General features: G+C 56.8%; 14 protein-coding genes. 8 read left to right on the plus strand and 6 right to left on the minus strand.

Features of this window, described 5'->3' with window-relative positions; translation table 11 throughout:
- Window positions 1-16: 16 nt before the first annotated feature.
- The 4 genes from F3I47_RS10455 to aspA all read right to left on the minus strand — a co-directional run bounded on the left by F3I47_RS10455 (window position 17) and on the right by aspA (window position 4937).
- Entirely contained in the window at window positions 17-1729 is a 1713-nt protein-coding gene (locus F3I47_RS10455; RefSeq protein ID WP_150028733.1) for a protein-disulfide reductase DsbD, read from the minus strand.
- Window positions 1705-2019 (minus strand): divalent cation tolerance protein CutA, encoded by a 315-nt coding sequence (cutA, locus tag F3I47_RS10460; RefSeq protein ID WP_009092506.1) that lies wholly within the window; start codon window positions 2017-2019, stop codon window positions 1705-1707. The genes F3I47_RS10455 and cutA overlap by 25 nt, the downstream gene beginning before the upstream one ends.
- A 68-nt stretch (window positions 2020-2087) precedes the next feature.
- Window positions 2088-3389, minus strand: a complete 1302-nt coding sequence (locus F3I47_RS10465; RefSeq protein WP_009092505.1) for an anaerobic C4-dicarboxylate transporter — start codon at window positions 3387-3389, stop codon at window positions 2088-2090.
- 111 nt (window positions 3390-3500) lie between these two features.
- A complete protein-coding gene (aspA, locus tag F3I47_RS10470) occupies window positions 3501-4937 on the minus strand; it encodes an aspartate ammonia-lyase (RefSeq protein ID WP_009092504.1) in 1437 nt (478 codons plus the stop codon).
- 327 nt (window positions 4938-5264) lie between these two features.
- Between aspA and F3I47_RS10475 the strand changes: the two genes are divergently transcribed.
- The 4 genes from F3I47_RS10475 (at window position 5265) to F3I47_RS10490 (ending at window position 8614) form a co-directional block, all read left to right on the plus strand.
- A complete protein-coding gene (locus F3I47_RS10475; protein ID WP_181161912.1) occupies window positions 5265-5726 on the plus strand; it encodes an FxsA family protein in 462 nt (153 codons plus the stop codon).
- A gap of 228 nt (window positions 5727-5954) precedes the next feature.
- Window positions 5955-6248: a co-chaperone GroES gene (locus F3I47_RS10480; RefSeq protein ID WP_009092502.1), complete on the plus strand. Its 294-nt coding sequence runs from the start codon at window positions 5955-5957 to the stop codon at window positions 6246-6248.
- A 48-nt stretch (window positions 6249-6296) separates the two neighbouring features.
- Window positions 6297-7946 carry a chaperonin GroEL gene (groL, locus tag F3I47_RS10485; RefSeq protein WP_009092501.1) on the plus strand — a complete coding sequence of 550 codons (1650 nt, stop codon included), beginning with the start codon at window positions 6297-6299 and terminating at the stop codon, window positions 7944-7946.
- Window positions 7947-8266: 320 nt separating this feature from the next.
- Window positions 8267-8614: a DUF4156 domain-containing protein gene (locus F3I47_RS10490; RefSeq protein WP_009092500.1), complete on the plus strand. Its 348-nt coding sequence runs from the start codon at window positions 8267-8269 to the stop codon at window positions 8612-8614.
- A 53-nt stretch (window positions 8615-8667) separates the two neighbouring features.
- On the opposite strand, the gene epmB is transcribed toward F3I47_RS10490, so the two are convergent.
- Entirely contained in the window at window positions 8668-9696 is a 1029-nt protein-coding gene (epmB, locus tag F3I47_RS10495; RefSeq protein ID WP_009092497.1) for an EF-P beta-lysylation protein EpmB, read from the minus strand.
- Window positions 9697-9739: 43 nt separating this feature from the next.
- Between epmB and efp the strand changes: the two genes are divergently transcribed.
- From efp to F3I47_RS10510, 3 genes are all read left to right on the plus strand, one after another.
- On the plus strand, window positions 9740-10306 hold the full coding sequence (efp, locus tag F3I47_RS10500; protein WP_009092495.1) for an elongation factor P: 567 nt from the start codon (window positions 9740-9742) through the stop codon (window positions 10304-10306).
- A gap of 50 nt (window positions 10307-10356) precedes the next feature.
- The gene (locus tag F3I47_RS10505) at window positions 10357-10488 is read left to right on the plus strand and encodes an entericidin A/B family lipoprotein (RefSeq protein ID WP_009092493.1); all 132 of its coding nucleotides are present in this window, start codon (window positions 10357-10359) and stop codon (window positions 10486-10488) included.
- Window positions 10489-10589: 101 nt separating this feature from the next.
- Window positions 10590-10724 carry an entericidin A/B family lipoprotein gene (locus F3I47_RS10510; protein ID WP_003848302.1) on the plus strand — a complete coding sequence of 45 codons (135 nt, stop codon included), beginning with the start codon at window positions 10590-10592 and terminating at the stop codon, window positions 10722-10724.
- Between the two features lie 54 nt (window positions 10725-10778).
- On the opposite strand, the gene F3I47_RS10515 is transcribed toward F3I47_RS10510, so the two are convergent.
- Complete coding sequence (locus F3I47_RS10515) at window positions 10779-11303, minus strand: lipocalin family protein (RefSeq protein ID WP_111208268.1); 525 nt, start codon at window positions 11301-11303, stop codon at window positions 10779-10781.
- A 135-nt stretch (window positions 11304-11438) separates the two neighbouring features.
- On the opposite strand from F3I47_RS10515, the gene epmA reads away from it, so the two are divergent.
- Window positions 11439-12416: an elongation factor P--(R)-beta-lysine ligase gene (epmA, locus tag F3I47_RS10520; RefSeq protein ID WP_009092488.1), complete on the plus strand. Its 978-nt coding sequence runs from the start codon at window positions 11439-11441 to the stop codon at window positions 12414-12416.
- Window positions 12417-12500: the final 84 nt, after the last annotated feature.

The following is a 12500-nucleotide window of genomic DNA, read 5'->3' on the forward strand; positions in this document are numbered from 1 at the left end:
CTGACTCCAGTGTTGTTTACGGGGTAAGTTTCTGCAAATGCGCGCGGAAGTCAGCGGCATCCAGAAACCCGGTGATACGCGAACCGGGGATTTCGCGGCCCTGCGCATCAAAGAACAGAATTGTGGGTAAGCCCAGCACCTGAAGATGCTGTAACAGTGCGTTGTCGCGGGCGTTGTTGTCGGTGACGTTGGCCTGCATTAGCTGCACCTGACGGAGGCTATCGCGCACGGCGCGGTCACTGAAGGTATATTTTTCAAACTCTTTACAGGCGACGCACCAGTCAGCATAGAGATCGACCATCGTGATGCGACCGCGGGCCTGCTGCAGCGCACTGTCGAGCTGCTGCGGCGTCTGAAGGGTCTGGAACGGCAGGGGGGTTACCGCCTGCTGCGTGGCCGGATCGCCAAAGGCCCAGTCCTGCAATGGTCGCGCACTGATCAGCGCAGCGGCCAGCATGACAATCTGCACGACGCGCCACTTTCCGCTGCTGGCACGCAGGCTGAGGCTGAACGCCCAGCCAAAGAACGCCACGCCAAGCAGACTCCAGAGCCGCCATCCCCAGGCCTCGCCCACGATGCGCTCCAGCAGGAACACCGGCAGCGCCAGGATGACAAACCCGAAGCCCTCCTTGACGGTCTGCATCCACGGGCCGCTTTTCGGCAGCAGGCGGTTACCAAACAGGGTCACGGCGATCAGTGGCAGCCCCATCCCGACGGCATAGAGCCACAGCGTGCCGGCACCGGCCCACAGATTTCCGCTCTGCGCGATGTAGAGCAGAATGGCGCTGAGCGGAGCCGTAGTGCAGGGCGAGCAGATCAATCCCGCCAGCGCTCCCATCAGAAAGACGCCGGGCAGCGATCCGCCCCGCAGGCGATTGCTCCACAGGGTCAGGCGGGTTTGCAGACTGGCGGGCAGTTGCAGGGTAAACAGGCCAAACATGGAGAGAGCCAGCACGATAAACAGCAGCGAGAGCGTGATGAGCACCCAGGGATGCTGCAGGGCGGCCTGGAAACGCAGACCGGCTGCGGCGACCACCACGCCCAGCAGCGTGTAGGTCAGCGCCATCCCCTGCACGTAGACCATCGCCAGGGCAAACAGGCGTCCCAGCGAATAATGGCGCTGGCCGCCCAGGATAATGCCGGCGATCAGCGGGTACATCGGCAGCACGCAGGGCGTAAAGGCGACGCCGATGCCGATCAGCAACGCCCACAGTGGCGAAAAGGGTAGCGGACTGGCGGAGGCGGGCTGAACCTCAGCCGTAGGGCTGGCAGGCGCTGGCCGGCTGTCTGCGGCTACCGCATTCAGCGGCACGGATCGCGTCTCCGGCGGGTAGCAGAAGCCGGCAGCAGCACAGCCCTGATAAGTCACGCTGAGCGTGGCACCCGGGCCTGCCTGTTGCAGCGTCACTGGCAGCGTCAGATCCTGCGGATAGATCTCACTCTTGCCGAAAAATTCATCTTCATGCGGCTCGCCGGCAGGCAGCGTCAGCGGCGCGAGGGTCGCATTCTGTGGCGTGATGTGAATCTGCTGGCGATAGAGGTAATAGCCTGACTTCACTTTCCAGTGCAGGTTGAGCTGCGCGCCCTGCTGGTCGAAATCAAACGTAAAGGCCTGGTCGACGGGCACAAAGCGGCCGGTCGCCGGACTGGAAAAGAGGGAAGCGTGCGCCTGCAGACAGACAAACAGCGTCAGCAGAAGCGTTATTAAGCGAGAGATGCGTGCAGCCATGACAAGTATTCACTGTCTCCATGTTGAACCGGCAGTGCCAGCAGTTCGGGCACGTCGTAAGGGTGCGCGGCTTTAAGCAGATCGCACAGCGCCTGCTGGTGATCGCTGTCGCACTTCAGCAGCATCTGCACTTCACTGCTCTGCTCAATCCGGCCCTGCCAGAGATAGCAGGAGGTCGCGCCGGGCAGCAGGGTAACGCAGGCCGCCAGCCTGGCTTCCAGCGCCAGGGTCGCAAGCTGTTGCGCCGTGGCCTGATCGGGGGCAGTACAGAGGATAACGACGGCATTCATCCTGTGACTCCTGTGTGATGAAAAGAGCGCCGATGATAGCACGCTCCCTTCATAACACGATGGCGGTGCTACAAGAGCAGTCCGCCAAAGATGAAGCCGGAAAGCACCGACAGCGCGATAGCGATAACGCCGGGAATGATAAAGGCGTGGTTGAACACAAACTTACCAATCCGGGTGGAGCCGGTATCGTCCATCTCAACGGCGGCCAGCAGTGTGGGGTAGGTGGGCAGCACAAACAGTGCCGATACCGCCGCAAAGGAAGCAATCGCGGTGAGCGGGGTGACGCCCAGCAGCAGGGCGGCCGGCATCAGTGCCTTGGTGGTCGCCGCCTGTGAGTAGAGCAGCATGGAGGCAAAGAAGAGCACCAGCGCCAGCATCCATGGATAGGTTTTCAGCGTGTCGCCCGCCAGCGTCTGAATCTCTGCCAGATGCGCTTTGACAAAGGTGTCGCCCAGCCAGGCGACACCCATCACACAGATACAGGCACTCATGCCGGACTTAAAGGTGCTGGCGCTGAGGATTTCGCTGGTGTCGAGTTTGCAGGTCAGGCTGATCAGCGTCGCGATGGTCAGCATAAACACCACAATCGCTTCGTTGCGTGGCAGCGGCGGATCGGCGATCAGCCCGACGCTGGCGCTGGTGGCGGTGGCATAGAGCACCACGGCAATAATACCCGTCAGAAAAAGCAGCACCGAGCGTTTCGCCCCCGGCTTCGGCTGGTAGACGCTGGCACCCCGCAGGGTAACTTCCCCTTTGGCGAGACGCGCCTGATAAACCTCATCATCTTTAAGCTCTTTGCCGAGGAAGTTAGTGACCAGCGCGGCCAGGAAGAGGCCCACCATCGTGGCGGGGATCGCAATCGCCAGCAGCGTGATGTAGCTGACGCCGCGCGGTTCCAGCAGCGTGGCAAAAAAGACCACGGCGGCGGAGATGGGAGAGGCGGTAATCGCGATCTGCGACGCCACCACCGCAATCGACAGCGGACGGGAAGGGCGCACGCCCTGCTCTTTGGCCACTTCCGCGATCACCGGCAGCGTCGAGAAAGCGGTGTGGCCGGTGCCTGCCAGCAGCGTCATCAGGTAGGTTACCAGCGGGGCCAGCAGCGTGACGTGGCGCGGATGTCGGCGCAGCAGGCGTTCCGCCAGGCTCACCAGATAGTCCATGCCGCCCGCCACCTGCATCGCCGCGATGGCGGCGATCACCGCCATGATGATCTCTATCACGTCGAACGGGATTGCGCCGGGTGCCATGCCAAAGCCCAGCGTCAGGATCAGTACCCCCATCCCGCCGGCGAATCCGATACCAATGCCGCCAAGACGTGCGCCCAGCCAGATCGCCATCAGGACGACAAGCAGCTCAACCACAAACATGAATCACTCCTGCAAAGTTAACCGGTGAACTCCGGGAATGCTGTGTACCAAAAAAAAAGGCACACCATGTTGATCGCGGTGTGCCTTTGGTTAACCCGCGTGGGTTAAACCCTACTGCTCGTTTTCATCGGTGTAGCGTTTTGCTTTATAAACCGGATACATCAGGTTCTGCACCGAGAAGATATCGTCCAGCTCACTCTCCGTCAGCAGGCCGCGCTCCAGCACCACCTCACGCACACTTTTCCCGGTTTCGGCACAGATTTTGCCGACGATGTCGCCGTTGTGGTGGCCGATGTAGGGGTTGAGATAGGTCACGATGCCAATTGAGTTGAAGACGTAGGCCTCGCACACCGCGCGGTTGGCGGTGATGCCGTTGACGCACTTCTCCAGCAGGTTGTAACAGGCGTTGGTCAGGATGCTGATCGACTCAAACAGCGCCTGGCCAATCACCGGCTCCATGACGTTAAGCTGCAGCTGACCCGCTTCAGAAGCCATGGTCACGGTGGTGTCGTTGCCAATCACCTTGAAGCAGACCTGGTTAACCACTTCCGGTACCACCGGGTTCACTTTGGCCGGCATGATGGAGGAGCCCGCCTGCAGCTCAGGCAGGTTGATTTCATTCAGGCCGGCGCGCGGACCCGAGGAGAGCAGGCGCAGGTCGTTACAGATTTTAGAGAGCTTCACCGCCAGGCGTTTCAGCGACGAGTGAACCATCACATAGGCGCCACAGTCGGAGGTCGCTTCAATCAGATCTTCCGCCGGAATGACCGGCAGGTTGCTGACTTCCGCCAGACGCTGTACGGCCAGATGCTGATAGCCATCCGGCGTGTTAAGACGGGTACCGATGGCGGTCGCGCCAAGGTTAACCTCCAGCAGCAGTTCGGCGGTACGCAGAATGCTTTTGGTCTCTTCGTTCAGCAGTACGCTGAAGGCGTGAAACTCCTGCCCCAGGGTCATCGGCACCGCATCCTGCAACTGGGTTCGGCCCATTTTCAGGATGGTCTGGAATTCATCGGCTTTGCGCTGGAAGCCTTCAGACAACTGGCTGATGCCATCAAGCAGTTTCAGCAGCGAACTGTAAACCGCGATGCGGAAACCAGTCGGGTAGGCGTCGTTGGTCGACTGGCACTTGTTTACATGGTCGTTGGGGTTGAGATACTGGTATTCCCCTTTCTGGTGGCCCATCAGCTCAAGACCGATGTTTGCCAGCACCTCATTGGTGTTCATGTTGACCGAGGTCCCGGCGCCGCCCTGATAGACATCCACGGGGAACTGATCCATACAGCGGCCCTTGTTCAGCACTTCGTCGCAGGCCTGAATGATGGTATCGGCAATGTTACGCGGGATGGTCTGCAGCTCTTTGTTAGCCATCGCTGCTGCTTTTTTTACCATCACCATACCGCGGACAAATTCAGGTATGTCGCTGATTTTGCTGTTGCTGATATAAAAATTTTCAATCGCACGCAGAGTATGAACGCCATAATAGGCATCCGCCGGAACTTCGCGCATACCTAACAGGTCTTCTTCGATACGAATGTTGTTCGCCATGATAACCTTCTTGTTGTTGCCGCTAACCATCACAAAGGATGTGTTTATTTTGTCGTGGTGTGCCCGTGCCGACATATTATCCGTCTTCATAGAGGCGTGTGCGATCATATTCTGATGCCCGGGAAAAGCACGCATGCAGATCGCTAATGCTGCTGCCGGGTTAACGATATGTGAAGTTGGTTACAAAATTAACCCCGCAGGATAAATTTGACAGGATCGGTTGAAAAGGGCGGCGCGGGTGCCCATCTCTTTTCTTATCCTCCTCAGGATGAACGCTTTCTGCTGACCGGCACGCTGCCGTTCAGCCTCTACTTACAGGAGAGTACGGTGCGCTGGATACCGTTATTAGTCTTTTTTGTTCTGGCCTGGATTGAGATTTCACTGTTCATCCAGGTCGCACACGTCATGGGCGTGCTGCTGACCATGCTGCTGGTGGTGTTCACCTCCTGCATCGGGGTTTCGCTGGTAAAAAATCAGGGCATGAAAAACTTCATGCTGATGCAGGAGAAGCTGGCGCGTAACGAAAGCCCGGCCACGGAGATGATCAAAAGCGTCTCGCTGATCATCGCCGGTTTCCTGCTGCTGCTGCCGGGCTTCTTTACCGATCTGCTGGGCCTGCTGCTGCTGCTGCCCCCGGTTCAGAAGCATCTGACGCTGAAGCTGATGCCCCATCTGCGCGTCTGGCGCGGGCCGGGAGCCGGACCGGACAGCGGCTACACGATGGACGGCGAGTTTGAGCGTAAAAACAGCGATCGCCTTGAGCATCACGACGATCACCAGGATCGTTAACCGTCATTGTCACCACTGAAAGCGCAACCTCCGGGTTGCGTTTTTTATTTGTGCCGTCGTCTGTTTAAAAAAACATCACTTATGGCTTCCATAGAAAAAATTTGTTGTTCGCCCCCTTGAAAGCGGGTGGGGATGGCCCTATCTCACAGGTCACGAGGCCGGAAGCCATGCAGCCCGGTGTTCAACCCCAAAACTGAATGATTGGACTTCTCAAAGGAGAGCTATCACATGAAAATTCGTCCATTGCACGATCGCGTCATCGTCAAGCGTAAAGAAGTTGAAGCTAAATCAGCTGGCGGCATCGTGCTGACCGGTTCTGCAGCCGGTAAATCTACCCGTGGTGAAGTTCTGGCTGTCGGCAATGGCCGCATCCTTGAGAGTGGCGACGTTAAGCCGCTGGACGTGAAGGTTGGCGACGTGGTGATCTTCAACGAAGGTTACGGCGCTAAAACCGAAAAGATCGACAACGAAGAAGTGCTGATCATCTCTGAAAGCGACATTCTGGCGATTGTCGAAGCGTAATTTTTTCGCGTAACTCACTGAACGAAACGAATTTAAGGGACAATTGAAATGGCAGCTAAAGACGTAAAATTCGGTAATGACGCTCGCGTAAAAATGCTGCGTGGCGTGAACGTACTGGCAGATGCAGTAAAAGTTACCCTGGGCCCGAAAGGCCGTAACGTGGTTCTGGATAAATCTTTTGGTGCACCGACCATCACTAAAGATGGCGTGTCCGTTGCGCGTGAAATCGAACTGGAAGACAAGTTCGAGAACATGGGCGCGCAGATGGTGAAAGAAGTGGCCTCTAAAGCGAACGACGCTGCAGGCGACGGCACCACCACCGCGACCGTACTGGCGCAGGCTATCATCACCGAAGGTCTGAAAGCCGTCGCCGCGGGTATGAACCCGATGGACCTGAAGCGCGGTATCGACCAGGCCGTTGTGTCTGCCGTTGAGAAACTGAAAGCGCTGTCTGTACCTTGCTCAGACTCTAAAGCGATTGCGCAGGTAGGTACTATCTCTGCTAACTCCGATGAAACCGTGGGCCAGCTGATTGCTCAGGCGATGGAGAAAGTGGGTAAAGAAGGCGTGATCACCGTTGAAGAAGGCACCGGCCTGCAGGACGAGCTGGATGTGGTTGAAGGTATGCAGTTTGATCGCGGCTACCTGTCACCGTACTTCATCAACAAGCCAGAAACCGGTGCGGTTGAACTGGAATCGCCGTTCATCCTGCTGGCTGACAAGAAAATCTCTAACATCCGTGAAATGCTGCCCGTGCTGGAAGCCGTTGCGAAAGCCGGTAAACCTCTGCTGATCATCGCGGAAGATGTTGAAGGCGAAGCCCTGGCAACGCTGGTGGTCAACACCATGCGCGGCATCGTTAAAGTGGCTGCGGTTAAAGCACCAGGCTTCGGTGACCGTCGTAAAGCCATGCTGCAGGATATCGCTATCCTGACCGGCGGTACCGTCATCTCTGAAGAGATCGGTATGGAGCTGGAAAAAGCTGCGCTGGAAGATCTGGGTCAGGCAAAACGTGTTGTGATCAACAAAGACACCACCACCATCATCGACGGTGTGGGTGAAGAGACCACCATTCAGGGCCGTGTTACCCAGATTCGTCAGCAGATCGAAGAAGCGACCTCTGACTACGACAAAGAAAAACTGCAGGAGCGCGTCGCGAAACTGGCAGGCGGCGTAGCCGTTCTGAAAGTGGGCGCAGCCACTGAAGTTGAAATGAAAGAGAAGAAAGCGCGCGTTGAAGATGCACTGCACGCAACCCGTGCTGCTGTCGAAGAAGGCGTGGTTGCAGGTGGTGGTGTGGCGCTGGTTCGCGTTGCAGCACAGCTGTCAGAGCTGCGTGGTCAGAACGAAGACCAGAACGTCGGTATCAAAGTTGCGCTGCGCGCGATGGAAGCACCACTGCGTCAGATCGTCTCTAACGCCGGTGAAGAGCCTTCTGTTGTGGCGAACAACGTGAAAGCGGGCGACGGTAACTACGGTTACAACGCGCAGACTGAAGAGTACGGCAACATGATCGACTTCGGTATCCTGGACCCAACCAAAGTGACCCGTTCTGCACTGCAGTACGCGGCCTCTGTTGCGGGTCTGATGATCACTACCGAGTGCATGGTCACTGACCTGCCAAAAGGCGACGCACCTGATTTAGGCGCTGGTGCTGGCGGTATGGGTGGCATGGGCGGTATGGGCGGCATGATGTAATTGCCGTTGACTGCCTGAGTCACAAAAGAACCCCCGACCGGAAACGGCCGGGGGTTTTTCTTTTGGGCAGGAAAATAGTATAAGTAGTGGCGCAATCGTACGTCTTTCCTCCTGATATTTCCCGTTGTCTGCACGCTGTCTGCAGTTGTCCGGCTGAATTCACTGATGTTCAGTTCATTCTTCAGGCAGGCAGAGTCGCCGAGACGTAACATGAAATATTGAGGGGATATAACGGGATTAAGGCAATGAATGTGCAGAAAAAAGTGCTTTTTTTCTGCTACGCTGCCACCCGACTCTGATGATAATAAATGGGGATTACAATGCGGATTAACCTCTTGCCCGGACTGACGGCTGGCGTGTTATTGCTGGCGGGCTGCAGCAGCTCTACGCAACTCTCTTCGGCAGGCGAGCGCGTGACGTTTACCGATCAGCAGCCTGCCAGTTCCTGCCAGCTTCTGGGCAACCTTACCGGCTCACAGAGCAACTGGCTGAGCGGTGCAGGCGGCGAAACCAGCGCACTGCGCGGTGCAGCTAATGATCTGCGCAATCGCGCCGCGGAGATGGGCGGCAATGTGATTTATGGTGCCACCAGCCCGACACAGAATCTGCTGTCTGCGTTCGCGCCTCTGGACAGCAAAATGACCGGTCAGGTCTACAAGTGCCCATAATGTGGCATAGGTAGTACAGCGAATCTCAGCGGCCAGCCTTGTGCTGGCCGTTTTTATTCCTGACGCAGCTGTAAATCCAGCGGCGTTTTACTCGGCTCTCCGCCAATTTCCCGCGCCAGTTTCGGCACCAGATAGCCGGAAACCTGTGACAGTAACGCCCGCACCAGCTGGCGCGCCTCATCGTCAGACACAAAGAAATGTGCGGCACCCTGCACCTTATCCAGCACATGCAGATAGTAGGGCAGAATGCCCGCATCAAACAGGGCATTGCTCAGGGTGGCCAGCGTCTGCGCATTATCGTTCACGCCCCGCAGCAGCACGCTCTGATTCAGCAGGGTGACACCGGCCCGCTTCAGGCTGCTCATCGCCTCACGCAGCGCATCATCAATCTCCTGCGCATGGTTGATGTGCGTCACCATTACCACCTGCAGGCGGGTCGCGCGAAGCATCTCACAGAGCTGATCGGTAATGCGTGCCGGAATCACCACCGGTAAACGACTGTGGATGCGCAACCGCTTCAGGTGCGGGATCTTTTCCAGCGCGGCAATCAGCCACGCGAGTTCATGATCTTTCGCCATTAATGGATCGCCGCCGGAGAAGATAATCTCATCCAGTTCCGGATGATCGGCGATATAGTCCAGCGCCGCCTGCCAGCTTCGCTTATTACCGGGATTATCCTGATAGGGGAAGTGACGGCGGAAGCAGTAGCGGCAGTTGACCGCACAGCCGCCTTTGACCAGCAATAATGCCCGGTTGCGGTATTTATGCAGCAGTCCGGGCACCGCGTTACTTTGTTCATCGAGCGGATCGGTGCTATAACCAGGCGTATCGATGAATTCCTGACGCTGCGTCAGAACCTGAAGCAGCAACGGGTCGTGCGCATCGCCTTTTTTCATCCGGCTGATGAAGGCATGCGGAACGCGCAGGGCGAAAAGCCGCCGCGCATCCGCGCCAGCGGCCAGCTCAGGATGCTGTTCCAGGGCTAAAATACGCAGTAATTCATCAGGTTCAGTGACAACATCAGCAAGTTGCTGCAACCAATCTTCTCTGGAAGGTATTTTTAGGGTTACAATGTGTGCCATTTTTTTGGCTTAGTACCAGTATCAATTTTCGTAGAGGGCCTTCATGGCGACTTATTCTAGCAACGATTTCCGTCCCGGTCTTAAAATCATGTTCGAAGGCGAGCCGTATGCCATCGAATCCAGTGAGTTCGTTAAACCGGGTAAAGGTCAGGCATTCGCACGCGTTAAAATGCGTCGCCTGCTGACGGGTTCTCGCGTTGAGAAAACTTTTAAATCCACCGACTCCGCCGAAGGCGCAGACGTAATGGATACCAACCTGAGCTACCTGTACAACGACGGTGAGTTCTACCACTTCATGCACCAGGAAAGCTTTGAGCAGTTCCCGGTTGAAGAGAAGACTGTGGGCGAAGCAGCGAAATGGCTGCAGGACAACGCAGAATGTATCGTTACGCTGTGGAACGGTCGTCCTATCGCCGTTCAGCCACCGAACTTTATCGAAGCTGAAATCGTGGAAACCGATCCAGGCCTGAAAGGTGACACTGCCGGTACCGGCGGTAAACCTGCCAAGCTCTCTACCGGCGCGGTTGTAAAAGTGCCACTGTTCGTTCAGGAAGGCGAAGTGGTGAAAGTTGACACCCGCTCTGGCGAATACGTGTCACGCGTGAAGTAAGATTCGCAGGCGCATCTCCGGATGCGCCTTTTTCTTGTCTGAGAGAAAAAATGAAAAAGCTGGCAAAATTAATCGCATTCGCGTTGCTGGTCTCCTCTGCATTAAGTGCCTGCAACACATTCCACGGTTTTGGCGAAGATGTCTCCCACTTAGGTGGTGCCATTTCGCGTGCGGCAAAATGACCTTAACGGCTTCTCCTTTTTAAAGTTCCGCGGCAGCAACCGCCGGAAATCCGGCTATGCTTAAAGCGCTGTACTTTACATCCATCAAAAAGGACATTGTCATGTTAAAGAAAAGTATTGCCGCGATCTTCTCTGTACTGGTGCTCTCTTCACTGCTGACGGCTTGCAATACCACGCGTGGCGTGGGTGAAGACGTCGAAGCGGGTGGCCAGGCGATTCAGAACAGCACGAAGTAACCTGTTATTACAGCCGGTACGAAAACGGTTTTGTACCGGCTTGTTACCTCTGCACTATTTCTGTTTCACCCAGATTAACTCATCAACCGGGAAGCCATCACGGCGCGCCTGATCAACCAGCTTCTCTTTGACGCCCGGCTCCAGCTGCGGTGTCCGCGACAGTATCCACAGGTAGTGGCGGTTCGGGCCACACACCAGGGCATAGCGGTAGTCGGGATCCAGGGCGATAACGTTGTAGCCGCCGTAGAAGGGGCCAAAGAACGAGACTTTCAGGGCGGCGCGTTGCGGCTCACCAGTGAAGTAGGCCTTACCGACGCTCTCCTGCCAGCGCTGTTTTTTCACGTTATAACCACGATTGATCACTTTCAGGCCGCCATCTTCACGCGGGCTGTAGTTAGCCGTGACCTGCTCCAGACCGCGTTCAAACGGATGATTGAGGCGGGCAATCTCATACCACTGGCCGAGATAGCGCTGGCTGTCAAAGTTCTCAACAACCGTGACGTTTTTGGGTGGCGTGGTGCTACAGGCAACGGAGAGAAAAGCGCTGAGGCTGGCGACAAGGGTTTTCCATAGAGACATAGCGGGATTCCTTTGTGATTTAACTGCTTAAGTATAGAAGCCGAAGCGCTGTTTTTGGCATCGCCGGCATGAGATTGTTTGCCGCAGGCATTGCAGGTAGACTTCCACCCCTTATTTGTATCAGGAGTCATCACCATGAGCGAAACGGCAAGCTGGCAACCAAGCGCATCCATCGCCAATTTGTTAAAACGCGCCGCGATTTTAGCGGAAGTGCGTCGTTTCTTTGCCGATCGTGGCGTACTGGAAGTGGATACGCCGGCGATGAGCCAGGCCACTATTACCGATATCCATCTGGTGCCTTTCCAGACGCGTTTTGTCGGGCCTGGTGCGTCGCAGGGGCGCGATCTCTGGCTGATGACCAGCCCGGAATATCATATGAAACGCCTGCTGGCAGCGGGCAGTGGTCCGATCTATCAGATGGGGCGCAGTTTCCGCAATGAAGAGGCGGGACGTCATCATAATCCGGAATTCACCATGCTGGAGTGGTACCGGCCGCACTACGACATGTACCGCCTGATGAATGAGGTGGACGATCTGCTGCAGCAGGTGCTGGAGTGTGACAGCGCAGAGTCGCTCTCCTATCAGCAGGCCTTTATCCGCCACTTGGATCTGGACCCGCTGTCGGCAGATAAAGCGCAGCTGCGTGAAGCGGCAGAGAAGCTGGGCGAAGGCGAGCTGGCGCGTGCAGAAGAGGATCGCGATACGCTGCTGATGCTGCTGTTTATGCTGGGCGTGGAGCCGAAGATTGGCCAGGACAAACCCTGCTTCGTTTATCATTTCCCGGCCAGTCAGGCGGCACTGGCGGAGATCAGCACCGAAGATCACCGCGTAGCTGAACGTTTTGAGGTCTATTACAAAGGCATTGAGCTGGCGAACGGTTTCCGTGAGCTGACCGACAGCCGCGAGCAGCGTCAGCGGTTTGAGCAGGATAACCGTCGCCGTGCGGCGCGCGGTCTGCCGGTCCATCCTATTGATACTTATCTGCTGGATGCGCTGGCGCACGGTATGCCCGCCTGTTCCGGGGTCGCGCTGGGTATCGATCGGCTGATTATGCTGGCGTTAAAAGCAGAGTCACTGAGTGAGGTGATCGCCTTTCCGGTTGATCGCTGCTAGTCCGTGCCTCACAGACGATGACGGAGCAGAGGGGAAGGGGTGGCCCGGATGAAGAGCAAAGCGTCCGAGCCAGGATGGCGAGGC

The sequence above is a fragment of the Pantoea sp. M_10 genome (assembly GCF_008631515.1).
Lineage (GTDB): Bacteria > Pseudomonadota > Gammaproteobacteria > Enterobacterales > Enterobacteriaceae > Pantoea > Pantoea anthophila.

Coding starts and splice junctions, on each gene's coding strand:
- F3I47_RS10465 (WP_009092505.1), bottom strand. CDS start 3,389: ATGTTTGTGGTTGAGCTGCTTGTCGTCCTGATGGCGATCTGGCTGGGC.
- F3I47_RS10455 (WP_150028733.1), bottom strand. CDS start 1,729: ATGGCTGCACGCATCTCTCGCTTAATAACGCTTCTGCTGACGCTGTTT.
- F3I47_RS10490 (WP_009092500.1), top strand. CDS start 8,267: ATGCGGATTAACCTCTTGCCCGGACTGACGGCTGGCGTGTTATTGCTG.
- aspA (WP_009092504.1), bottom strand. CDS start 4,937: ATGGCGAACAACATTCGTATCGAAGAAGACCTGTTAGGTATGCGCGAA.
- groL (WP_009092501.1), top strand. CDS start 6,297: ATGGCAGCTAAAGACGTAAAATTCGGTAATGACGCTCGCGTAAAAATG.
- cutA (WP_009092506.1), bottom strand. CDS start 2,019: ATGAATGCCGTCGTTATCCTCTGTACTGCCCCCGATCAGGCCACGGCG.
- F3I47_RS10515 (WP_111208268.1), bottom strand. CDS start 11,303: ATGTCTCTATGGAAAACCCTTGTCGCCAGCCTCAGCGCTTTTCTCTCC.
- F3I47_RS10480 (WP_009092502.1), top strand. CDS start 5,955: ATGAAAATTCGTCCATTGCACGATCGCGTCATCGTCAAGCGTAAAGAA.
- epmA (WP_009092488.1), top strand. CDS start 11,439: ATGAGCGAAACGGCAAGCTGGCAACCAAGCGCATCCATCGCCAATTTG.
- F3I47_RS10510 (WP_003848302.1), top strand. CDS start 10,590: ATGTTAAAGAAAAGTATTGCCGCGATCTTCTCTGTACTGGTGCTCTCT.
- epmB (WP_009092497.1), bottom strand. CDS start 9,696: ATGGCACACATTGTAACCCTAAAAATACCTTCCAGAGAAGATTGGTTG.
- efp (WP_009092495.1), top strand. CDS start 9,740: ATGGCGACTTATTCTAGCAACGATTTCCGTCCCGGTCTTAAAATCATG.
- F3I47_RS10505 (WP_009092493.1), top strand. CDS start 10,357: ATGAAAAAGCTGGCAAAATTAATCGCATTCGCGTTGCTGGTCTCCTCT.